General features: G+C 69.7%; 20 protein-coding genes. 2 read left to right on the plus strand and 18 right to left on the minus strand.

The features are described 5' to 3' along the window. Positions 1-50: 50 nt before the first annotated feature. The 6 genes from ABV606_RS01890 to ABV606_RS01915 all read right to left on the minus strand — a co-directional run bounded on the left by ABV606_RS01890 (position 51) and on the right by ABV606_RS01915 (position 7,008). Positions 51-1,295, minus strand: a complete 1,245-nt coding sequence (locus ABV606_RS01890) for a DUF58 domain-containing protein (RefSeq protein ID WP_353988129.1) — start codon at positions 1,293-1,295, stop codon at positions 51-53. A 36-nt stretch (positions 1,296-1,331) separates the two neighbouring features. Continuing rightward, on the minus strand, positions 1,332-2,279 hold the full coding sequence (locus ABV606_RS01895) for an AAA family ATPase (RefSeq protein ID WP_281488102.1): 948 nt from the start codon (positions 2,277-2,279) through the stop codon (positions 1,332-1,334). A gap of 111 nt (positions 2,280-2,390) precedes the next feature. Then, positions 2,391-3,161 (minus strand): coenzyme F420-0:L-glutamate ligase, encoded by a 771-nt coding sequence (locus ABV606_RS01900; protein ID WP_281487456.1) that lies wholly within the window; start codon positions 3,159-3,161, stop codon positions 2,391-2,393. Between the two features lie 13 nt (positions 3,162-3,174). Continuing rightward, positions 3,175-4,212, minus strand: a complete 1,038-nt coding sequence (locus ABV606_RS01905) for a TIGR03557 family F420-dependent LLM class oxidoreductase (RefSeq protein WP_353988130.1) — start codon at positions 4,210-4,212, stop codon at positions 3,175-3,177. Next, positions 4,202-4,693 carry a pantetheine-phosphate adenylyltransferase gene (gene coaD / locus ABV606_RS01910; RefSeq protein ID WP_281487454.1) on the minus strand — a complete coding sequence of 164 codons (492 nt, stop codon included), beginning with the start codon at positions 4,691-4,693 and terminating at the stop codon, positions 4,202-4,204. The genes ABV606_RS01905 and coaD overlap by 11 nt, the downstream gene beginning before the upstream one ends. Before the next feature lie 86 nt (positions 4,694-4,779). Beyond that, positions 4,780-7,008 carry an ATP-dependent DNA helicase RecG gene (locus ABV606_RS01915; protein WP_353988131.1) on the minus strand — a complete coding sequence of 743 codons (2,229 nt, stop codon included), beginning with the start codon at positions 7,006-7,008 and terminating at the stop codon, positions 4,780-4,782. Between the two features lie 67 nt (positions 7,009-7,075). Here ABV606_RS01915 and rsmD point away from each other — a divergent pair, with 67 nt between their 5' ends. Then, positions 7,076-7,651 carry a 16S rRNA (guanine(966)-N(2))-methyltransferase RsmD gene (gene rsmD, locus ABV606_RS01920; RefSeq protein WP_353988132.1) on the plus strand — a complete coding sequence of 192 codons (576 nt, stop codon included), beginning with the start codon at positions 7,076-7,078 and terminating at the stop codon, positions 7,649-7,651. A 54-nt stretch (positions 7,652-7,705) separates the two neighbouring features. Here rsmD and ABV606_RS01925 read toward each other — a convergent pair whose 3' ends face one another. Continuing rightward, positions 7,706-7,975: an ArsR/SmtB family transcription factor gene (locus ABV606_RS01925; RefSeq protein WP_353988133.1), complete on the minus strand. Its 270-nt coding sequence runs from the start codon at positions 7,973-7,975 to the stop codon at positions 7,706-7,708. Between the two features lie 76 nt (positions 7,976-8,051). Beyond that, positions 8,052-9,044: a thiamine-phosphate kinase gene (gene thiL, locus ABV606_RS01930; RefSeq protein ID WP_435415254.1), complete on the minus strand. Its 993-nt coding sequence runs from the start codon at positions 9,042-9,044 to the stop codon at positions 8,052-8,054. Between the two features lie 15 nt (positions 9,045-9,059). Here thiL and ABV606_RS01935 point away from each other — a divergent pair, with 15 nt between their 5' ends. Continuing rightward, positions 9,060-9,608, plus strand: a complete 549-nt coding sequence (locus tag ABV606_RS01935; protein ID WP_353988135.1) for a DUF3515 family protein — start codon at positions 9,060-9,062, stop codon at positions 9,606-9,608. A 197-nt stretch (positions 9,609-9,805) separates the two neighbouring features. Here the strand turns inward: ABV606_RS01935 and ABV606_RS01940 are convergent, their stop codons facing one another. From ABV606_RS01940 to ABV606_RS01985, 10 genes are all read right to left on the minus strand, one after another. Beyond that, positions 9,806-10,885, minus strand: coding sequence for a D-alanine--D-alanine ligase family protein (locus tag ABV606_RS01940; protein WP_353988757.1), 1,080 nt, complete (start codon positions 10,883-10,885; stop codon positions 9,806-9,808). A gap of 87 nt (positions 10,886-10,972) precedes the next feature. Then, entirely contained in the window at positions 10,973-11,956 is a 984-nt protein-coding gene (locus tag ABV606_RS01945; protein WP_353988758.1) for an NAD(P)H-dependent glycerol-3-phosphate dehydrogenase, read from the minus strand. Positions 11,957-12,039: 83 nt separating this feature from the next. After that, positions 12,040-12,789, minus strand: coding sequence for a lysophospholipid acyltransferase family protein (locus ABV606_RS01950; protein ID WP_353988136.1), 750 nt, complete (start codon positions 12,787-12,789; stop codon positions 12,040-12,042). Between the two features lie 9 nt (positions 12,790-12,798). Further along, on the minus strand, positions 12,799-14,166 hold the full coding sequence (murA, locus tag ABV606_RS01955) for a UDP-N-acetylglucosamine 1-carboxyvinyltransferase (protein ID WP_281487448.1): 1,368 nt from the start codon (positions 14,164-14,166) through the stop codon (positions 12,799-12,801). Next, complete coding sequence (gene leuD / locus ABV606_RS01960; RefSeq protein WP_281487447.1) at positions 14,163-14,762, minus strand: 3-isopropylmalate dehydratase small subunit; 600 nt, start codon at positions 14,760-14,762, stop codon at positions 14,163-14,165. Before leuD ends, murA begins: the two co-directional genes overlap by 4 nt. Then, entirely contained in the window at positions 14,762-16,249 is a 1,488-nt protein-coding gene (gene leuC, locus ABV606_RS01965; protein ID WP_353988137.1) for a 3-isopropylmalate dehydratase large subunit, read from the minus strand. The genes leuD and leuC overlap by 1 nt, the downstream gene beginning before the upstream one ends. Positions 16,250-16,425: 176 nt before the next feature. Continuing rightward, positions 16,426-17,136, minus strand: a complete 711-nt coding sequence (locus ABV606_RS01970) for an FHA domain-containing protein (protein WP_353988138.1) — start codon at positions 17,134-17,136, stop codon at positions 16,426-16,428. Next, positions 17,126-19,645 carry a transglutaminaseTgpA domain-containing protein gene (locus ABV606_RS01975; protein WP_353988139.1) on the minus strand — a complete coding sequence of 840 codons (2,520 nt, stop codon included), beginning with the start codon at positions 19,643-19,645 and terminating at the stop codon, positions 17,126-17,128. Before ABV606_RS01975 ends, ABV606_RS01970 begins: the two co-directional genes overlap by 11 nt. Beyond that, a complete protein-coding gene (locus ABV606_RS01980; protein ID WP_353988140.1) occupies positions 19,645-20,856 on the minus strand; it encodes a DUF58 domain-containing protein in 1,212 nt (403 codons plus the stop codon). The genes ABV606_RS01975 and ABV606_RS01980 overlap by 1 nt, the downstream gene beginning before the upstream one ends. Then, positions 20,853-21,821: an AAA family ATPase gene (locus tag ABV606_RS01985; RefSeq protein ID WP_281487442.1), complete on the minus strand. Its 969-nt coding sequence runs from the start codon at positions 21,819-21,821 to the stop codon at positions 20,853-20,855. Before ABV606_RS01985 ends, ABV606_RS01980 begins: the two co-directional genes overlap by 4 nt. Positions 21,822-21,871: the final 50 nt, after the last annotated feature.

Here is a 21,871-nt window from a genome sequence, read left to right on the forward strand (position 1 = left end):
GCCCCGCCTCCCGCTTCGGGGGGCGCTGCCGCTCTGGGGCGGGCGCAAGATCAGACGTAGCCATACGCGTTCCCGACGTCGTCGATCGCAGCCTGCCAGGCGTCGGCCGCTCCCTCGTCGGCGTCCACCTCGACGCAGCGCCACCCCTGCGCGGCGAGCACCTCAGTGCTCTCCGGTTGCGCGTGGGGCTCGTCACCCACGAACACGAACGCGATCGCGACGTCGAGCGCCGTCTCGTTGGAGGCGATCCATTCGAGCGCGTCGGACGCCGGCGCCGACAGCACCGCGAACACCGGTCCTCGCGCGACGGCGGCAGGTTCGACATCGGCCACCCGCGCTGACCGTTCGACGACCGGTGCGGCGAGCGCGAGGCTCGAAAGGAACGCGGCGTCGCGCACCCCGGTCGGCCGCGATCCCGGCGGTCTCAGCTGAGCCCGGCCGGTTTCGAGCACTTGGACGTGGTAGCCGGCGTCGGCGAGGTGCACTCCGAGCGAGGCGACGAGCGAGAGCGCGGCCTCGAACTCGGGGCTCGTATCAGCACCATGGCGGTGGACGCCTGGCCATCCCTCGCGCAGGGTGTCGACCACGATCCGCGCCTCGGGAACGGAATGCTGCTCCTCCTGCCGCACCATGAGCTCGCCCTGTCTGGCCGAGGCCCTCCAGTGAACGCGACGCAGCGGGTCGCCCTGCCGGTACTCACGCGTGGTCAGGTCGTCATCCGATACCGATGTTCTCCGCTGCACCGGCCGCGACGACCCATCGCCCTCGGCGGGCCAGAGTCCCGCGTCGGTCAGCGGCTCGATGGCCGGCACCACCAGGAGTTCCTCTTCGACTCCCACGGGCGAGCTCGCGGTGAGCAGCGCGAAGGGATCACGCCAGGCGGTCTCGAGCGGGCCGAGCGCTGTGCGTCCGCGCGCGCCCGGTGTGAACTGGTAGCGCAGCGTCGCCGCGCCTCCAGGCGGCAGCGAGGGCAGCGGCAGCGAAGGCGGAGGTTCCTCATCGAGTGCCGCGGGCGCGACATCGCGCACGACGATCGGCGCGGAGGTCGAGGTCGCGACGTTCTGCACGTGGAGCGCGACGGATGCCGTCTCGCCCACTGCCGGCATCGCGGGCTCGACGCGCCGGCGCACCGTGAACGGCGCCTGCCGGCCCATCACCGCGAGGAGTGCCGCGACCAGCAGCAAGGCGGCGAACGCGGCGAGGAAGAACAGTTCAGAGCGGGCGGTCACCACTCCGCCCCACGCGCCGGCGAGCACGCAGGCCAGCACCCCCCACCCGCGCGCAGTCGGCCGCACCGATCTCAGGCGACGGGAGCGGTGGGGCATGAGCGGTCAGCGCAGTCCGGTCGGCACTGGTGTCTCTGCGACGATCCGGGCGAGGATCGGCTCGACCGCCGTCACCGAGGCGTTGGCGGTACGACCGGCGGCCAGCACGCGATGAGCGAAGACCACGGGCACGAGGGCGTCGATGTCGTCGGGCAGCACGAAGTCGCGGCCATCGCGCGCCGCTCGAGTCTTGGCCGCGCGGGCCAACTGCAGCGAGGCGCGCGGGCTTGCGCCGAGCCGGAGCTCGGGGTCTGACCGTGTCGCCTGTGCGATCGCCACCAGGTACTGCTCGACCGAGGAACTCACGAAGACCCCTCGAGCTGTGGCGATGAGCGATCGAAGCTCTTCGATGCCGACCACCGCCTCCAGGCTCTCGATCGGGTCATCGACGTCGCGGCTGCGGAGCAGCGCCGCCTCAGCCGCGGCATCCGGATAGCCGATCGAGATCCGCGCCATGAACCGGTCGCGCTGCGCCTCGGGAAGGGCGTAGGTGCCCTCCATCTCGACTGGATTCTGAGTGGCGATGACCGTGAAGGGCGTCGCCAGAGGATAGGTGTGGCCGTCGACGGTGACCTGCCGCTCCTCCATGCTCTCGAGCAGGGCGCTCTGGGTCTTCGGACTGGCCCGGTTGATCTCATCGCCGATCACGAAGTTCGCGAACACCGGCCCCGGTCGGAACTCGAACTCGCGGCGCGACTGGTCGTAGACCGAGACGCCGGTGATGTCGCTCGGCAGCAGATCGGGTGTGAACTGAATGCGCGAGACGGAGCAGTCGACGCTTCGCGCCAAGGCTCGGGCGAGCATCGTCTTGCCGACGCCCGGCACGTCCTCCACCAGCAGGTGGCCCTCCGACAGCAGCACGGTCAGGGCGATCTCGATGGCTTCGCGCTTGCCGCCGATCACCGTCTCAACGGCGCGCACGATGGAATCGCTGACCTGTTGGAAGTCGCTCATCGGGTACGCATCATCGGGCACGGTGCCGAAGGATGCCGGCAGACTGCTCACATGCCGAGTCTGCCCGTCACAAAGCGGTAACGCCAGACTTGCAGGCATCCTCTCGGCAAGTCATGGAGTGACTCCGGCGCGTCGCAGCCCTTCGGCGACGCCGGCCTCGAACGCCTCGCGCGTGCCGAGGCTGAAGAGGTCATCTGCCGAGGAGCGCACGATCGAACGGGCACCGGGCGCGTCGAGCTCGGTCACGACTTCGGGGAGTCCTCGCACGACCGCCACTGGGCGGCCGGAGGTCTTGCCCTTCACGAGATCTGTGGCTGCGGCGAGTTCATCGGCGGTCGCGGTGATGGTCACCTCGAGCGTGCGGCCGGCGCTGTCTGTCCTGCCGCGCAGATCGTCGAACACGTGCACGCCGGCGGCCCCGATCGCGAGGTCGATCTGCCCGAGCCGCCAGGGGCGGCCGAGCGTGTCACTGATGATCACGCCGACGCGTTTGCCGGTGCGCTCTCGCAGCCCTGCGGCGATCGCCCGGGCTGAGGCGTCGGGGTCTTCGGGCAGGAGCAGCACGGTTCCTTCGGGAGTGTTGCTGGCGTCGACCCCCGCTGCGGCGAGCACGAGCCCCTGCGGGTTCTCGACGATGCGGGTGACTCCGGTGCCGTGCGCGTGCGGTTTGCTCGCGACCAGGCGCACCGTCTGCTCGGTGATGGCCTGCTCGCGGTCGGGCGCGCGCACAATGCGCCCTTCCGCCTTCGAGACGATCTTCGACGTGACCACGAGGATGTCGCCGTCGATGAGCGCGCCAGCGGCGGCGCCCGCGATGATCGCCGCGAGGTCGTCGCCCGGGGCGATCTCGGGGATGCCCTCCAGCGCGAAGATGCTGATCATCGGTTGCGGCTCCTCATCGCTGAAGCTTCGGCAGCACATCCCGGCCGAAGCGGGTGATCCACTCGCGCTGGTTGCGGCCGACGTTGTGCAGGTAGATGCGGTCGAATCCGAGGTCGATGAACCGCTGGATGTGCGCGCGGTGCCGGTCAGGGTCGCTGGAGACCAGCATCCGTCCGTTGAAGTCCTCGGGCCGCACCATTCGAGCGAGCTGCTCGAACTCATAGGGCGAGCGGATGTCGCTCTTCGCGAAGGGCATCGCCGCCATGGGCCACTCGGCGAGCGCGTTGCGCATGGCCTCCTTGTCGGTCTCGGCCCAGGAAAGGTGCAGTTGCAGCACCTTCGGCATCGCCTCGGCTCGACGTCCGCCCTCGCGCGCGCCGGCTGCGAAGCGTGCGAACAGATGCTCGATGCGCTCGCGAGGAGCCTCAACGGTGATGAGCCCGTCGGCCACGCGACCGGCCCGACGAGCGGTCACCGGGCCCGAGGTCGCGATGAAGATCTCCGGCGGCGTCTCGGGCATGGTCCACAACCGGGTCGTCTCGAGCTTGTAGTACTGGCCCTGGTGCTTGACGTCTTTGTGCTGGATGCCGGAGGCGAAGAGCTTCTTGATGATGTCGACGGCCTCAAACATGCGACCGATGCGCTCGTGCGCCTCGGGCCAGTACTGCCCGACGATGTGCTCGTTGATCGCTTCCCCCGAGCCGATGCCCAACCAGTGCCGCCCCGGGTACATCGACGCGAGCGTCGCACTGGCCTGCGCCACGACGGCGGGGTGCACGCGGTAGGTCGGCGCGGTGACGCCGGGCCCGATGTCTCCGGTGGTGCGCTCGGCGAGAGCCGTGAGCACGTTCCACACGAACGGGCTCTGCCCCTGCGCGGGGAGCCAGGGCTGGAAGTGATCGGCCGCCATGACGCCGGAGAAGCCGTGCTGCTCGGCGAACGCGCCGAGCTCGACCGCTTCCGCGGGCGGGAACTGCTCGAGCATCGCCGCGTAGCCGATGGCGCAGCGGCCGAGATCTCCCGATGAGGAGACCCGCGACTCAGTCGCCACGTTGGTTCTGAAGGTAGTCGGCGACCGCGGCCGGCACATACGGCGAGATGTCGCCGCCGAGTCCCGCCACCTGGCGCACGAGCGAGCTCGACACATGTGCGTGGGAGGGGTCGGGCAGCAGGAACACCGTCTCCACCTCGGCGAGGTTGCGGTTCACGATGGCCATCGGAGTCTCATAGGCGACATCGATCTGCGAGCGGATGCCCTTCACCAGCACGCTCGCCCCCACGTCGACGCAGTAGTCGACGAGCAGCCCCATGCTCCAGCTGGTGACGAGCACGTGATCGGGGATGCCGGCCTCGCGAATGGCGCGGTCGATGAGGGTGACGCGCTGCGCGATCGGCAGCAGGGCCGACTTGTCGGGGTTGTGCACGACGAGCACGTGCACCTCGTCGAAGATGCGGGACGCCCGGTCGATGACGTCGAGATGGCCGAGGGTGATCGGGTCGAACGACCCGGGGACGACGGCGATCCTGCTCATGCCTCAAGCCTAGTGATGGCACTGGGGTGATGACTCTGCGGCGCGTGGCCGTGCCGCCACGGCGACGGCGATGCGGGCGTGGCGGCTCAGTTCTTTGCGAGGAACGTCTGTGCGGTCTCGTCGAGGCGCCGCCGGAGGGCTCCACGCAGCGCGGGGTGCGCGTCGAGTTCGGGATCGTCGGCCAGCACGCTCTCGGCCGCGGCGCGCGCCTCGCCGATCAGCTCGCCGTCGTGCGCCACACGCAGCAGCTTCAGACTCGAGCGTCCTCCGGATTGCTCGCTGCCGAGCACGTCGCCCTCGCGACGGAGTTCGAGGTCGATCTGCGCGAGCTCGAACCCGTCGAGCGTCGAGGCCACCGCATCCACCCGCTCCCTGGCGACAGTGCCGAGGGGCGCGCGCGTCACGAAGAGGCAGAGGCCGGGGACCCCGCCTCGACCCACTCTCCCCCGAAGCTGGTGAAGTTGCGACACCCCGAAGCGGTCGGCGTCGAGGATGACCATGGTCGACGCGTTCGGCACGTCGACGCCCACTTCGACGACCGTCGTGGCCACGAGCACATCGATCGCGCCACGGGCGAACTCTCGCATGATGCGGTCTTTGTCATCGCTGGAGAGCCGCCCGTGCAGGGCTTCGATGCGGCGGCCGTGCAGCGCTGGCCCTTCGCGCAGCAACTGCGTGACCTCGAGCACGTTGGCGATGCGCGCCACAGCGGCCTCGGTCTGGGCGCTGTCTCCTTCGCTGACCTCCGCGCGGTCATCGTCGACGACCTCGTCACCCGTATCGTCGAGGGCACCCGGCTCGATCGCCGGGCAGACGACGAACGCCTGGCGCCCCTGGTCGAGCTCCTCACCGATGCGCTCCCATGCTCGCGTGAGCCAGCCGGGTCGCTCGGCGAGCGGCACGACATGCGACGTGATCGGTGTGCGCCCTGCGGGGAGCTGCGTGATGGTCGACACGTCGAGATCGCCGAAGACCGTCATCGCAACGGTTCGCGGGATGGGAGTGGCGGTCAGGACCAGCACATGGGGCGCTTGTGATCCTTTGAGCCGCAGCGCCTCACGCTGATCCACGCCGAACCGGTGCTGCTCGTCGACGACGACCAGTCCGAGATCGGCGAAGGTCACATTGTCGCTGAGCAGCGCGTGCGTGCCGACGATGATGCTCGATGAACCGGCTGCCGCTGCGAGCAGTGCCTTGCGCCGCTCAGCGGTGCTGAGCCCACCGGTGAGGAGCGTGGGTCGCAGCGCCGCCGCGAGGTCGGGGCCGAGCGAGGCGACGATCGAGCGCAGATGCTGGGCGGCGAGCACCTCTGTCGGTGCGAGCAGCGCGGCCTGGCCGCCGGAATCGGCGACCGCGAGCATCGCTCGGAGCGCGACGAGCGTCTTGCCCGAGCCCACCTCGCCCTGCACGAGACGGTTCATCGGTACGCCTGAAGCGAGGTCTGCCTCGATCTCGGCGCCGACCCGCTGCTGGTCGTCGGTGAGCTCGAACGGCAGGTGCGCGTGGAACTCGGCCGAGCGCCGACCCGGCGTGCGCACCGCAGCAGCGTGCTCGCGCCGCTTCGCCCGCTCGCGCAGCAGTGCCGTCTGCAGCACGAACGCCTCCTGATAGCGCAGCGCGTCGCGCGCTCGCCGATGGTCTTCGTCGCGCTCGGGACGGTGCACAGCGTCGAGAGCCTTCGCGTAGTCCATCAGCTGCTCCCGACGGCGAATGGTTGCAGGCACCGGATCGTCGAGCGGTGGCAGCGTGTCGAGCACCACGCCGATCGCGCGCTGCAACTGCCAGGAGGCGACAGTGGACGTGGCCGGGTAGATGGGAATCGGTTGCATCGCCCAGCGCGCCGCGTCTGGCGAGGCGGCATCCGCCCCTGCTGGGGAGCTCGCCCCGACGCCGCCGTCGGGGTCGCGTTCGAAGAGCTCGTAGTCGGGGTGCGCCAGCTGGCGCGTGCCCCGATACTCCCCCACCTTGCCGGCGAAGATGCCGCGCGCACCGGGCACCAGCTCGTTCTTGCGCCAGGCCTGGTTGAAGAAGGTGAGCGTCAGAATGCCGCGGCCATCACTGATGGCGACCTCGAGGATCGACCCGCGTCGCTGCTGCATGCGGCGCTCGCTCGTGCGCAGCACCTCGGCGACGATCGTGACGCTCGCGCCCACCTCGAGCTCGTCGAGCGCGGTGAGCTCGCCCCGCCGGGCGTACCGCCGCGGGAAGTGGTGCAGCAGGTCGCCCACCGTGCGAAGGCCCAGCGCGCGCTCGAACGCGCCCGCGGTGCGACCGCCGAGCGTGTTCGAGAGCTTGGCGTCGAGCGGAGAAGGCACGCTGCAACGCTACCTGCGAGCGCTGACAGTGCAGGGACGGCGCGGCCGCGGCACTACCCTCGAACGCATGACGCGCATCATCGCGGGCTTCGCCGGCTCACTCACGCTGGCGGTTCCCCCGGCCGGCACGAGACCGACCAGCGATCGGGTGCGCGAGGCGATCTTCAGCGCGCTCGATGCGCGCGGCGCGTTGCAGGGCGCGAACGTGCTCGACCTCTTCGCCGGATCGGGCGCGCTCGGACTCGAGGCCGCCTCGAGGGGCGCAGTGAGCATCACGCTGGTCGAACGCGCCCGTGCGGCGGCCGCGATCTGCCGGCGGAATGCGGCAGTGGTGGCGGATGCCGCGCCCCGAGGCCGCGCGCCCCGCATCACCGTGAGCGGATCCCCCGCACGCACCTTCGTCGCCGGCGCGGCCGAGCAGTTCGATGTGGTGCTCATCGACCCGCCCTACGACCTCGGAAACCTCGAACTCGAGCACTTGCTCGAAGCGCTGGTCCCCCGGCTCGGCAAAGACTCGATCGTGGTGCTCGAGCGATCGTCCAAGGCCCCGCAGCCGATGCTCCCCGAGGGCCTCGAACTCGAGCGCCGCAAGGACTACGGCGACACCGCGCTGTACTGGCTCACGCCGGCATCCGGAGACTGACCGCGCTGCTGCCTGTCGGGTTCCGGGTTGCGGCCTCGTGGATGCGGGAGGCGCTCAGGAGTGCCGGTCGGCGAGGTCGAGGCACCACGCGGCAACATCTCGCAGCGGTGCGGCGGTGAGTTCGACGACGGTGGCGGTGCCTCTGCGGCTCGTCGACACGAGGTCGAGCTCGCGCAGCAGGGTGATGTGCTGACTCACCGAGGGCTGCGCGATGCCGAGCTCCGCGGCGAGTTCGCCCACGGTTCGGGGCCGCTCGCCCAGCAGCTCGAGCAGCGCACGGCGGCGCGCGTCGCCGATCGCGTGGAAGAGGTCCTTGCCGCTCATGCGATCACCTTCGATTCTCTGCTCGTGCCGTCGCTCTTGCCGTCGCTCTTGCCGTCGCTCTTGCCGTCGCGATCGATCATCCTCGCGCTCCGTCCCAACCCCGGTACGGATCCCAGCCCGAGGGTCGCTGCCATGGTGCACCGTCGAGCAGCAGACCGGCGCCGGCGACCACCCGGCCGATGGCTCTGAAACCACCCGGCAGCGCTGTGCTGGCAGGGAACGTCGCGAGCAGGCTGTGGGCCTCCCCGCCCTCGAGCGCGAGCAACGGGTCGTCTCCCAGCGCCACCGAGTCGAGGTCGATCGCGATGCCGCTCGCCGCCGCGACGCGGCGCGCGTCGATCGCGAGCCCATCGCTGAGGTCGATCATCGCGTGAGCACCCGCGAGTGCCGCGAGCCGGCCGTCTGCGATCGGCGGCTCGGGGCGCAGCTGTGCCGCGACGAGCTCGGGATGCCGTTCCCGCGCGGAGGCCGCGGCATCCGCGTCGGGCACTCCGTAGGCATCGACGCCCTCTGCGAAGAGCACCGCAAGCCCTCGTCCCGCTTCGCCGAGCACACCCGAGACCGCGACGACATCGCCCACGCGCGCTCCTGATCGCAGCACCGGCGAGAGCCCGCCGAGGTCGCCGAGCGCGGTCACCGCGATCGTCAATACCTCGCTGACCGAGAGGTCGCCGCCGACGACGCCGCAGCCGGGGGCGAGTGCGTCGCAGGCTGCGGCGAGCCCGTCAGCGATGCCCTCGAGCACCGAGACTTCGAGCCCGCGAGGCGCGGCGATCGACACGGTAAGCGCTGTGGGTGTGGCGCCCATCGCCGCGACGTCCGAGAGGTTGGTGGCGGCGGCCTTCCACCCGAGGTCGAACGGGGTCGACCAGGCGAGCCGGAAGTCGGGCCCGTGCACCATCATGTCGCTCGTCACGACGAAGCGGCCGTCCGGAGCTGCCACGACGGCGCAATCGTCGCCCGGACCCAGTTCCGCCGCGGCAGCGGGCGTCAGCCGAGGGAGGACGCGTGACAGCGTGGCGACCTCGCCGATCGCTCCGAGGGTCTCAGATTCACTCACCCGCACCACGGTAGCCTGGCAGCGATGACTGCACTGCACCTCCGTTCGCAGTCCCGGATGCCGCGAGCCCGAGCCGCCATGACCCCCGCGCCGTGGCGCTCGCTCACCCGGGCTGCTGCTGCGGCATCCGTGGTCGCAGCGACCGTGCTGCTGACCGGGTGCGCCGCCACTGTCGTGATGGAGCCCGCCGCCGATTCGAACAACCCGGCATGCGCGGGTGTGATCGTGCGGCTGCCGGAGTTCGCGGGCGACCTCGAGCAGCGGGAGACGAACGCGCAGGCGACCGCGGCATGGGGCGACCCGGCATCCGTCTTCCTGAGCTGCGGCGTTCCCGTGCCCGCGCCGTCGGAGATGGACTGCGTGGAGGTGCGAGGCATCGACTGGCTGCGCGACGCCACCGAGGAGCCCCTCACCTACTTCACGACCTACGGCCGCGACCCTGCAATCACCGTCGCTATCAACGGCGCGACCGTCTCGGGCCGCGCGGTGCTCGAGGACCTCGCGAACTCGGTGTCGACCGTGCCGCAGGAGCGCAGCTGTCTCTCGCGCGTCGACGTGCTGAACGAACAGTAGGCCTTAGCCCGCATCCGCGTCTGCGCCACTCACGGACAAGCGCGCCAGGGAGACGTGGCGCAGATGTCTGCAGGTGGCGCAGACAGGCGGGGAGGCGGATGCCAAACGGTTGATGCCGACGGGCCCCACTCCCAGCGGCCGGATGCCGAGCGGCGAGCGCGAGCCGGACGCCGAAGGCCGGCGTCGTGCGGGCTGGGCTACCGCGCGGTCTCGAGGCCGAGCGTGATCAGTTCGTCGATCAGCTCCGGGTACGAGACCCCCGAGGCGATCCAGCACTTGGGGAACATCGAGATGGGGGTGAAGCCCGGCATGGTGTTCACCTCGTTGACGACGAAGCCGTCGTCAGTGAGGAAGAAGTCGACGCGCGCAAGGCCCGCTCCCCCGATCGCGTCGAACGCGGCGGCGGCGACCCGGCGCATCTCTGCCAGCTCGGCGTCGGACAGCACCGCCGGGCACACCAGCTCGATGCCTGGCGCGTCGAGGTACTTGGCCTCGAAGTCGTAGAAGTCGCGACCGGTCACGACGATCTCGCCCGCGACGGAGACCCTCGGCGCACCGCCGTTGCGACCGGCGAGCACCGCGCACTCCACTTCGCGGCCGACGAGGGCCCGCTCGACCAGCACGCGGGAATCCTCGGCGAACGCGGCGTCGAGCGCAGCGTCGAGCCCCTCAGGAGCGGCGACCCGCGTGACGCCGACGCTAGAGCCGGCTCGCGCGGGCTTGACGAACAGCGGCCAGCCGAGCGGCTCCAGCTCCTCGACGAGCCCTGGTCGACGGGACTCGCGCTCGTCCGCCGTGATCGTGACCCAATCGGCCACTGGGATGCCGGCGTGCTGCAAGAGGCTCTTCGTGAAGTGCTTGTCCATGCCCGCGGCCGACGCCAGCACGCCGGCGCCGACGTACGGGATGCCGAAGAGCTCGAGCATGCCCTGCACGGTTCCGTCTTCGCCGAAGGGGCCGTGGAGGATGGGGAAGGCCACGTCGACGGTGCCGAGCGATGTGGTGGCGCCCGCGGCATCCGTCACCGTCCACTCCGATGACGCAGCCGAGTCGGGGAGCCGCACCCGCGTGCCGTTGTCGATGACCTCGGGCAGGTCGCTGCTGAGCGCGAATCGGGCCGGATCGTCAGGCTGCAGCGTGAAGGCGCCCTCGCGCGTGATGCCGACCGGGATCACGTCATAGCGCTCGCGGTCAATGGCGCCGAGCACGCCGCTCGCCGTCGCGCAGCTGATCGAGTGCTCGGAGGAGCGCCCGCCGAAGAGCAGCGCAACGGTCAGTCGCGAACGGGTCGGTTCCGAACCGGGGTGTTCCGATCCGGCCGATTCGCCGCTGTCAGCCGTCGGCTCGATGTGCTCCGCCACGGATCATTCCCCCTGTGGTTCGTCGGTGTCGGTGAGGTGCGGTGCGAGGTCGCGAGGAGCGAGCGTACCCGACAGCACCTGCTGCACCTGCGACACGATGGGCATGGTCACGCCCTTCGCCTCCGCGAGCTCGAGCACGGGCGCCACTGAGGCGAGCCCTTCGGCCACCTGGTTCATCTGGCGCACGACATCGGCGAGCGCATATCCCTGCCCGAGCAGCCGACCGGCCGTGTTGTTGCGCGAGAGCGGCGAGCCGCAGGTCGCGATGAGGTCTCCGAGGCCAGCGAGCCCCGCCAGCGTCTCGGGCCGCCCTCCGAAGGCGACCGCGAACTCGGTCATCTCGGCGAGCCCGCGCGTGATGATCGACGCCTTGGTGTTCTCGCCGTAGCCCACGCCGTCGACGATCCCGATCGCGACGGCGATGAGGTTCTTGAGCACTCCGCCGAACTCGGTGCCGATGACGTCGCTGTTCACGAAGCAGCGGAAATAGGGATTGGTGGCCGCCGACGCGACCTCCGCTGCGGTCTGAGCGCTTTCGCTCGCGACCACGGCGGCGGTCGGCTGACGCTTCGCGATCTCGAGCGCGAGGTTCGGGCCGGATGCCACGGCGATGCGCCCCGAGTCGAGTCCGAGCTCCTGGCAGATCACCTCGCTCATCCGAAGCGCGGTGCCCTTCTCGACGCCCTTCATCAGGCTCACGACCGGCACGTCAGCGGGGATCAGGTCGCGCACCTGGGCGAGCACCTCGCGCAGGCTCTGGCTGGGCACCGAGAGGTACACCTGCTCGGCGCCGTCGAGCACTCGCTCCACGGAGCTGTCGGCGACGAGGCTGATGGGCAGGTTGATCCCGCGCAGGTAGTCGGAGTTGCGCTTCGTCTCACTGATCTCGCGCGCGAGCTCGGGCCGCCGCGCCCAGAGCACCACGTCATTGCCGCCCTCGGCGAGCACCTTCGCGAAGGTGGTGCCCCAGCTGCCGGCTCCGAGCACTGCGAGCCGACGCCGTTGACCGGCGACCGCGAGCGTGCGAAGCGCCTCGGTGTTCAGTGGCCCGGGGGCGGGTGCGCGCTCACTCAAAATCGTCCGGTCTCCGATTGGTTGTTCTTGCTGGGGTCCCACAGCTCGGCCGGCGGAGTCTCGCCGCGCAACCGCCCGAGCAGTTGAGCGATGGCAGCCATCAGGTCTGCAGTGGCCTCGTTGAGCACCTGAGCGTCGAGCGGACGGCCCTCGTACTTCGAGAGGTCCACTGGGTCGCCGATGATCACCGAGACCGGCTTGCGCGGCGGCCAGATGCTCACGCGCTTGCCATAGCGAGGAAGGATCGCCTGGGTTCCCCAGTGCGCAGCTGGGATCAGCGGGATGCCGGCCTGCAGCGCCATGCGCACCGCTCCGGTCTTGCCCCGCATGGGCCACAGGTCGGGCTCGCGTGTGAGGCTGCCTTCGGGGTAGATGATCACGGCGAGGTCGTTCTCGACGAGCGTGCGCGCCGCCGCCATCGGGTCGTTCTCGCGCGTCGAGCCGGCACGCTGCACGGGGATCTGGCCCGACTTGGTGAGGAGCCAGCCGAGCACCGGCACCTTCCAGAGCGACGCCTTGGCCATGAAGCGCGGCACGCGGCCGAGCTTCCACACCGCGATGCCCATGATGATGGGGTCGATCTCGGAGTAGTGATTGGGCGAGAGCACGAACGCGCCCTGCTTCGGCAGCTTTTGTCCATCGATGAAGCTGAAGCGCGCCAGCAGCCCCATCACCGGAAGGATCAGCGCTGCGAGCAGGTTCCAGATCCACCCGCGCTCGGACCGGGGCTTGGGGTGCGATGACACCTGAGGATTTTATCCTTCGGCCGAGAAGTCGGCGCCCAACTGCTCGAGCTTCTCGATGAAGTGCTCGTACCCACGGCTGATGATGCCGACGTTGCTGATCGTCGAACGGCCCTCCGCGGTCAGCGCCGCGATGAGGTGGCTGAATCCGCCTCGAAGGTCGGGCACATGCACATCGGCGCCATGCAGCGGCGTCGGTCCCGTGACCACAGCAGCCTGCTCGAGCGGCCGGCGCGGCACTCGGCGGGTGACGTTCGCCAGCCCGTCCTTGTGCACGACGATGTCGGCGCCCATCTTGTTGAGCGCCTCCGTGAACCCGAACCGGTTCTCGTACACGGTCTCGTGCACGACCGACACGCCCTCGGCCTTGGTGAGCGCGACCACGAGCGGCTGCTGCCAGTCGGTCATGAAGCCCGGATGCACATCGGTCTCGATGACCACCGGCTTCAGCGGTCCGCCCGGGTGATAGAAGCGGATGCCGTCCTCGTGAACGTCGAAGGCGCCGCCGACCTTGCGGAAGATGTTGAGGAACGTCATGAGTTCCTCCTGCTTCGCGCCCTCGACGTAGATGTCGCCCTCGGTCGCGAGCGCTGCGCTGGCCCAGGAGGCGGCTTCGTTGCGATCGAAGATCGCCCGGTGCTCGTAGCCGCGCAGCGAATCGACACCCTCGATGAAGATGACGCGGTTCGGCTCGACCGAGATGATGGCGCCCATCTTCTGCAGCACCATGATCAGATCGGTGATCTCCGGCTCGATCGCCGCGTTCTTGAGCTCGGTGACGCCCTCGGCGAGCACAGCGCTCAGCAGCACCTGCTCGGTCGCCCCGACGCTCGGGTACGGCAGCTCGATGTTCGCACCGTGGAGCCCGTTGGGCGCCTTGAGGTGGATGCCGTTCGGCTGCTTGTCGACGATCGCCCCGAAGGCGCGCAGCGCGTCGAGGTGGAAGTCGATCGGCCGGTCGCCGATGCGGCATCCGCCCAGGTCTGGGATGAACGCCTCACCGAGCTGATGCAGCAGCGGACCGCAGAACAGGATCGGGATGCGGCTGGAGCCGGCGTGCGCGTCGATCTCGGCGAAGTGCGCGCTCTGCACATTGCTGGGGTCGAGCAGCAGCTCGCCCGGGTTCGGCTGGGTGACGCGCACTCCGTGCACCTCGAGGAGCCCCTTGACGACCTGGACATCGCTGATGTCGGGCACGTCTTTGAGCAGGCTGGGAGTGTCACCGAGCAGCGATGCGACCATCGCCTTCGTCACGAGGTTCTTGGCGCCGCGCACCTGCACGCGCCCACGCAGCGGTTTGCCACCGTTGATGACGATCTTGTCGGACTTGAGACCGACGCGTTCTCCCGCCTTCTGGGCGTCTGTGAGGAGCGAATTCAATATTTCACCGGCAATGTCTTGGGCCGCCAACTCTCGCGACGGGCTTCGAAGGCTGTGATGGCGGCCTCGTCGCGCAGGGTGAGCGCGATGTCGTCGAGGCCCTCGAGCAGTCTCCAGCGAGTGTAATCATCGATCTCGAACCCGGCCTGGAAATCGCCGCAGCGAACCGTCTTCTGCTCCAGATCGACGGTGACCTCGCGCGTGGGCTCGGCCTCGACCAGCTGCCACAGCGTCTCGGCGGTCTCCTCGCTGATCACGCCAGTGAGCAGGCCCTGCTTGCCCGAGTTGCCCCGGAAGATGTCGGCGAACCGCGGGCTCAGCACGACCTTGAACCCGTAGTCGCGCAGCGCCCACACGGCGTGCTCTCGGCTCGAGCCGGTGCCGAAGTCGGGTCCGGCGATGAGCACCGTGCCGCGGGAGTAGGGCTCCCGGTTGAGGATGAAGTCGGGGTCCTGCCGCCAGCCGGCGAAGAGCGCGTCCTCGAACCCGGTCTTGGTGACGCGCTTCAGGTAGACGGCCGGGATGATCTGGTCGGTGTCGACGTTCGAGCGGCGCAGCGGCACGCCGATGCCCGTGACGGTCGTGAACTTCTCCATCAGTTGCTGCCCTCCGCTTGTGCGCCAGTTTGTGCGCCCGTGTGCGCAGCCGCGAGTTCGGTGTCGTGCTCGAGATCCCACGGGCTCGACAGGGTGCCACGCACAGCGGTCGCCGCCGCGACCAGGGGCGACACCAGGTGCGTGCGCCCGCCCTTGCCCTGACGCCCCTCGAAGTTGCGGTTCGAGGTCGAGGCGCAGCGCTCGCCCGGGGCGAGCTGGTCGGGGTTCATGCCCAAGCACATGGAGCAGCCGGCGAAACGCCACTCCGCCCCGAACTCGGTGATGATCTTGTCGAGCCCCTCGGCCTCCGCCTCGAGGCGCACGCGCGCCGAGCCGGGAACGACCATGACGCGCACTCCGTCGGCCTTCTTGCGACCCTTGATGATCGAGGCGAACGCGCGCAGGTCTTCGATGCGGCTGTTGGTGCACGACCCCATGAAGACCGCATCGACCGCGACGTCCTTCAACGGCGTGCCGGCCTCGAGGTCCATGTACTCGAGCGCTCGCTCGGCTGCGGCGCGCTCGTTGGGGTCGTCGAACGACTCCGGCGACGGCACGGTGTCGCTCAGCGACACGCCCTGGCCCGGGTTGGTGCCCCAGGTGACGAACGGCTCGAGCTCGTTGGCGTCGATGAACACCTCGGCGTCGAACTCCGCGCCCTCGTCGGTGGGCAGCGTGCGCCAATAGGCGACGGCGTCATCCCAATCGGCACCCTGCGGCGCGTGCGGACGGCCCTTCAGGTACTCGAACGTCGTCTCGTCGGGCGCGACCATGCCCGCTCGTGCACCGGCCTCGATCGACATGTTGCAGATCGTCATCCGGCCCTCCATGGAGAGCGCACGGATGGCGCTGCCGCGGTACTCGAGCACGTAGCCCTGGCCGCCGCCGGTGCCGATCTTCGCGATCACCGCGAGAATGATGTCCTTCGCGGTGACACCCGGCCGCAACTGGCCCTCGACGTTGATCGCCATGGTCTTGAAGGGCTTCAGCGGCAGCGTTTGGGTCGCCATGACGTGCTCGACCTCACTGGTGCCGATGCCGAATGCCATGGCACCGAAGGCGCCGTGCGTCGACGTGTGGCTGTCACCGCAGACCACCGTGATGCCGGGCATCGTCAGGCCCAACTGCGGGCCGACGACGTGCACGATGCCCTGCTCCTTGTCACCCAGCGAGTGGATGCGCACGCCGAACTCCTCGGCGTTCTGGCGGAGCGTCTCGATCTGCAGGCGGCTCGTCGGGTCGGCGATGGGCCGGTCGATGGCGAGGGTCGGCGTGTTGTGGTCTTCGGTCGCGATCGTCAGGTCGACGCGGCGCAGCGGCCGGCCCGCCTGCCGCAGCCCGTCGAACGCCTGCGGGCTCGTGACCTCGTGCACCAGGTGCAGGTCGATGTAGATCAGGTCGGGATTGCCGTTCTCGCCGCGCACGACGACGTGGTCGTCCCAGACTTTCTCCGCGAGCGTGCGAGGGCGCTGTGCCGATGCATTCATCAGTTGAGTGTTTCCTTCGTCAGTGTGCCGTTGTAGGGCACTGTGCCGGAAGCGGCACGGTGATCGGCCAGCACGGAACCCCGCGACGAGGGAGGCCAGAGATCAGGACTCGTCGCGGCAACCGAGGAGAAGGCGACCGAGGAACATCTGCTCAGAATACCACCCGCGGGTACCGGTCACGCCGATACGACCCTCAACTCGAATCGGCCGAGCGATACGACGGCGGCATCCGGCACCACTTCGGGCTGCCCCGGCACCACCGGCTGGTCGCGCCCGTCAGCGCTGACGACGACGCCGTTCGTCGAGTCGAGATCGAGAACCGTGAGCACACCGTCGCGAACCTGGAACAGCGCGTGCGTCTTCGAGACGCTGCGCTCGGGGTCCACGATCGCGAGTGGGAGCGCGCCAGCACCGGCTGCGCTCCCCAGACCCTGTGGATTGGGGTTGCGGCCCACGACCACTGCAGGGTCGACCGGATGCCGAGTGCCATCGCCCAAGGCGAGCACCCAGCGGCGCACCGCCACCGGCGCGGTCTCGGTCGCGCTCAGGGTCGAGCGCTCCCCCTCGTCGACCGCTGTCGGCTCGACTGCCGGTGTGACCGCGCGTTCGGCTGCGGGCTCGGCTGCGGGTCCGGCCGCGGGGATCGGCGCGGCCGGCTCGGAGACCGGCGCGCTCCGCGGAGGTGCGGAGGGAAGCGGCGAGCCGGGGCCGAGCGATATGACGGGCCCGCGCGGTCCGGCCCCCGGCGTTGACGGTGCCTGCTCCGGCGGTGGCCCCGACGGTTTCTGGGGCTGGGGCAGCTTGCGGGTGCCGGAGTTGACGTCGGGCTCGGCCTGCGGGATGAGCCCTGGCGGCACGGAGATCAGGTAGCGCTTGTCATCCGGCATCCGGAGTGCTCCTTCCGTCGAGTCGGTCCCCATTGTCCACGCCTCCGTCGGGTCGACCCCAGTGGGCTCGATTCCCGTGGCCCCGATCCCGAGCGTCGACGCGTGCCCGGTCGACAACGGTGCCAGCCCATCGCCGCACCGAGCTCAGCCGGTAGCGGCTGAGGATCCGGCGACCGCGCGACACCGCGAGGCGAGCGAGCTCGACCGCGCCGTGCGCCTCGTTCCACACGCTCTCGCGCTCGGCGTCGGGCACCTCTCGCCCCGAGAACACGGCGTCGTCGGCGAGCGCGGCGATACCGAGCACCCGGCCCGTCGCGTGCTCGCCCACCTGCTGCTCGAGCGACGCCGCGGCCATGGTGCGCGTCACGCGCGTGGGCACATCGAAGCCGAGTTCGCTGTAGCGATCGAGCAGTTCCTCCCAGGCGCCGGCGATCGACGCGTCAGCGGCTGCCGCGCCGCGGCGGCGTCGAAGGCGCCGAGACTTCAGCGCCGTCACGATGAGCATCGGCACCAGCACGATGATCAGCACCGCCACGATCGAGAGGCCGCCCACGATGACCCAGCCGGGGATGCCACCGAAGGGGTCTTCGTCGTCGGTGTCGCTGTCGTCGATGTCGACCGGTGTGAGCAGGTCCTTGGTCTCGTTCTCGCTTCGCGGCGGCTGCCGCACCTGCGGCTGGGGCTCTGACTGCGGTTGCGGTACTTCGTCCTGAGGAACGTCGGTCTGCTCGGGCGTCGGCATGAACGGCAGCCATCCGACGTCTTCGAAGGCGACCTCGGCCCAGGCCGTCACATCGTCGCCGACGACATCGACGGATACCGCGCCTTCCGCCACCTCGGGCGCGAAGCCCATGACCACCCTCGCCGGGTAGCCGAGACTCCTCGCCATGAGTGCGAACGCCGACGCGTACTGCTCCTCATCGCCCACCATCTGCGAGCGCTCGAACAGCTCCACCATGCGGTCGGCACCGTGGCCAGCACGGGAGGGCGCAGAGTCGGAGGCAGCGCCATGGCTGAGGAAGCCGGTGGTGGCCATCGTCTGCTCGATCGCGCGCAACTGCTCGATCGGTGTTGTCGCCCCACCGGCGAACTCGCCGGCCTTCGCCACGACGATGTCGGGAATGGTGCTGACCGGCGGCAACTCGACGTTCGCGGTGGGCACCTCGAGCAGCTGCTCGGTCGCCGGCACGAGCTGCGTCTGGGCGGTGAGCCTGTACGCATCGCCCTCGGCGAGGCCGTCGATCAGCACCGCACTGCCCGTCGCGGCGTTGTAGCGCAGGCCGTGCTCTCGTGCTCGTGAGTCGTCGCCGTCGAGCGACACCTGGCTCGGATAGCCGACGCCCGGGATCCATACGTCTCCGTACTCGGCGACGGTGACCTCGAGCCGGGCTTCGGCGCCGGGCGTGAGCAACTGCGGCTCTGGGAACGTCGTGCCCACCATCGTGAAGCTGCCCGAGCCATCGCGGGCCTCATGCACGCCCGCCACGTTCCAGAGCACGCCGTCGTAGCTGTCCATGGTGGCGAGCCGGATCCGCTGCCCCGGTTCGAGGCCCCGCACGGAGAACAGCACTGTGTCGGTGAGGTCCTTCGTGTACTTGCGGAATCCGGCGAGCGGGCTCGGGAAGTCCAATTGCTCGGACGGCGGCACGATCTCGTCGCGGAGCACGAACCGGTCATCGGCCGACGGGGTGAGGAGCATGCCGCCGCCGAGTCCGAGGACGGATGCCGCGACGACGAGCACTGTTGCGCTGGCGAGGTTGCGGCGCAGCATCCCCCTGCGGAGCGCGATGTCCGCGCCGGCGGAGTGGAATCGGTGCCACGCGATCCACCCGAGCGCGATGGCGGTGAAGCCGACGCCGCGCACGGCCGCCAGCACGGGCTGCTCGGTGCCGAACAGCACGCTCAGCGCATAGAGCGAGAGAGGGCCGGCGAGCAGCAGCGCGTGGGTCCAGACCGTGCGTCGGCGGTGCTCCATCCAGCGCACGACGAGCAGCGCGCCGATGAGCCCGACCAGCCACGCCGCCGCATACGGCACGGCGGTCACGTAGTCGGGCAGCTCGACAGGGGCTCGCAGGGTGAGCAGATCGGCCCAACCGAAGACCGCACCGATCGCGAGGCTGGCAATCGATGACAAGGTGGGAATGACGGCGTAGACGCCCTCTTCCGGTACCGCGAACGCCGTGCCGAGCACGAAGTACCCCGCGATCGCGAGGATCACCGTCGCGAGCGCGCCGAGACCGAGACGCGTGCCGAGCACCGCCGCGCCGACGCCGACGATGAGACCTCCGACCCCGGCGAGCAGGAAGCCCGCGTCGTCGAAGGCGGCACCGAAGCCCGCGATCGCGATCACGCTGAGCACCACGACGAGTGCCAGGTCGAGCACGCCCCGGCCACTCACCACGCGGCGCCGGACGGCACCGGCTCCTGAGCTCGCGAATGCACGCCGCAGGTTCGTATCGCTCTCGCGCCGGGGCGCCGCACGCCGGCCGCGGCCACGACGATTCGCCATCACCGGACCCTCCTGGCAAGACCGGAGAGGTCATCGAGCGTGTTGAGCGACACCACGGCGAGGCCTCCCACCGACATGATGCGCGAGGGGTCATCGAGCGCGGCCCGGAAGCCGAGCGTCTGGGTGTCGCTGCCGAAGAGCCGCTCGATGGCGCGGAAGTCGCTCAGCGGCATACCAGATCCCGTCACGATGAGCACCACGCTCGGTGGTGGCAGACGCAGCGTCGCGGCACGGGCGAATTCGCGAGGGCTGTCGAACCGCGAGTCCACCGGGTCGAGGCGGCAGGAGTCGTCGAGCATGGCGGTGACGGTGCGCGTACGGAGTGCTCGCTCCTCGCTGACGATCGAGAGTTGCGTACCGTCGCGGATCACCTGCGAGCCGAGCGACGCGAGCACCGAGACAGCCAACTCGTACTCGTCTTGATCGCGGTAGTACCGACGATCGGCCGGGTGCACGATGGTGAGTTGCGAGCGCCGGGTCTCCTCGAACTGCCGAACCATGAGCGTTCCGCTCCTCGCGGATGTGCGCCAGTGCACGTGCCGCAGATCGTCGCCGGGCTCATAGGGCCGCAGCGCATGGAACGAGATGTCGCTGTTGGTGATCTTCTTGGTGACCTCTCCCTCGATATCGCGCACGAGACCGGCCGCGCTCGGCGAGAGCCGCCTCGTGAGCGGATGCACGAAGAGCTCGACAGGCTCGCTCCAGCGCAGCGTTCGCCGCAGCAGTCCGAGCTGATCGCCTCGAACCGAGAGCGCAGGCCCGGCATCGATGACGGCGCGGCGCTGGGTCGGCACGGCGAAGAGCTCCTCGTGCTCCGCCCCGGGGTCGAGCCCGGGGATCATGAACTCCGCGACTCCGCTGCCCACTGGCAGCTCCATGCGGGTGGGCGACGACCGTTTCTGGGCGCGGTTGACGACAGTGATCCGGCCCATCGCCCGCTCGCCCGCCACGACCCGCCGCGGGGTCAGGTCGATGCTCACCTCGAAGCGGTGGCGCCCGAACACGAACGCCGCCGCCATGAGCAGCGCTGCCGCAGCCGTGGTGCCGATGAAGACGAACTCCGCCCAGCCGAACACGACCGCGAGCGTGAGCGCGACGAGTGCGCAGCACAGCACCAGCCACCCCGCGGCACTGACGACCTCGAGCGCGGGCTTGACGCGTGCCCAGCCCTCTCGTGTCAGGTACCGGGCGATGGCCAGCGCGTTCCTCATGCGGCGCGGTACGCGGGCGGCTCGATGCCGAGGAGGATGCGCTCGATCACGGCATCCGCCTTCACCCCGGCGAAGTCGGCCTCCGGATCGATGATCATTCGGTGTGCCAGCACCGGTGCCGCGAGGGCGCGCACGTCGTCGGGCGTGACGTACGTGCGCCCGTGCGCGATCGCCCACGTCTTCGTCGCCCTGGCGAGAGCGAGCGCGCCTCGCATGCTGACGCCGAGCACGACATCGTCGGCTTCGCGGGTGCCGTGCACGATCTGGTTGAGGTAGCCGGCGACCGAGCCGTCGACGTGCACGTCGCTGGCGAGGGCCGCCATCGCGGTGATCGACTCCGCAGCGATGATCGGGCTGATCTTGTCGGCGCGTGCGCGATTGGACGAGTCGAGCAGCAGTGTCACGGCGGTGTCGTGGTCGGGGTAGCCGAGGGAGGTCTTGATGAGGAACCGGTCGAGCTGGGCCTCCGGAAGGGAGTAGGTGCCCGCCTGCTCGACCGGGTTCTGCGTCGCGATCACCATGAAGGGGCTCCCGACGGGATGCCCGACGCCATCGATCGTGACGACGCTCTCCTCCATCACCTCGAGCAGCGCGCTCTGCGTCTTGGGGCTCGCGCGGTTGATCTCATCTGCGAGCACGATCGAGGCGAAGATCGGGCCCTTGTGGAACTCGAAGCGACCCTGCGCCTGGTCGTACACCGTGACGCCCGTGACGTCGGAGGGCAGCAGGTCGGGCGTGAACTGAATGCGCGAGTTGCTGCCGTCGATGGTGTGCGCGAGTGCTTTGGCGAGCACGGTCTTGCCCGTGCCGGGGAAGTCCTCGAGCAGCACGTGGCCGCTGCTGAGCAGCGCCGTCACGACGAGTTCGATGACGTGACGCTTGCCCAGGATCGCCTGGTCGACGTTGTCGACGAGCTTGCCGAAGGCGTCGGCGAACCAGTCGGCCTGTTCCTGAGTCACTGCCATGCGGTGGTTCCTTTCGTGGGGCGGGAAGGAGCGAGGCGGATGGATGCCGC

The sequence above is a fragment of the Ruicaihuangia caeni genome, from assembly GCF_040536845.1.
GTDB lineage: Bacteria > Actinomycetota > Actinomycetes > Actinomycetales > Microbacteriaceae > Ruicaihuangia > Ruicaihuangia caeni.

Bases quoted from the DNA above. Each gene is read 5' to 3' on its own strand.
- ABV606_RS01980 (WP_353988140.1), bottom strand. From the start codon at position 20,856: ATGAGGAACGCGCTGGCCATCGCCCGGTACCTGACACGAGAGGGCTGG.
- ABV606_RS01895 (WP_281488102.1), bottom strand. From the start codon at position 2,279: ATGAGCGACTTCCAACAGGTCAGCGATTCCATCGTGCGCGCCGTTGAG.
- ABV606_RS01970 (WP_353988138.1), bottom strand. From the start codon at position 17,136: ATGCCGGATGACAAGCGCTACCTGATCTCCGTGCCGCCAGGGCTCATC.
- ABV606_RS01975 (WP_353988139.1), bottom strand. From the start codon at position 19,645: ATGGCGAATCGTCGTGGCCGCGGCCGGCGTGCGGCGCCCCGGCGCGAG.
- ABV606_RS01900 (WP_281487456.1), bottom strand. From the start codon at position 3,161: ATGATCAGCATCTTCGCGCTGGAGGGCATCCCCGAGATCGCCCCGGGC.
- coaD (WP_281487454.1), bottom strand. From the start codon at position 4,693: ATGAGCAGGATCGCCGTCGTCCCCGGGTCGTTCGACCCGATCACCCTC.
- leuC (WP_353988137.1), bottom strand. From the start codon at position 16,249: ATGAATGCATCGGCACAGCGCCCTCGCACGCTCGCGGAGAAAGTCTGG.
- ABV606_RS01925 (WP_353988133.1), bottom strand. From the start codon at position 7,975: ATGAGCGGCAAGGACCTCTTCCACGCGATCGGCGACGCGCGCCGCCGT.
- ABV606_RS01985 (WP_281487442.1), bottom strand. From the start codon at position 21,821: ATGGCAGTGACTCAGGAACAGGCCGACTGGTTCGCCGACGCCTTCGGC.
- rsmD (WP_353988132.1), top strand. From the start codon at position 7,076: ATGACGCGCATCATCGCGGGCTTCGCCGGCTCACTCACGCTGGCGGTT.
- ABV606_RS01935 (WP_353988135.1), top strand. From the start codon at position 9,060: ATGACTGCACTGCACCTCCGTTCGCAGTCCCGGATGCCGCGAGCCCGA.
- leuD (WP_281487447.1), bottom strand. From the start codon at position 14,762: ATGGAGAAGTTCACGACCGTCACGGGCATCGGCGTGCCGCTGCGCCGC.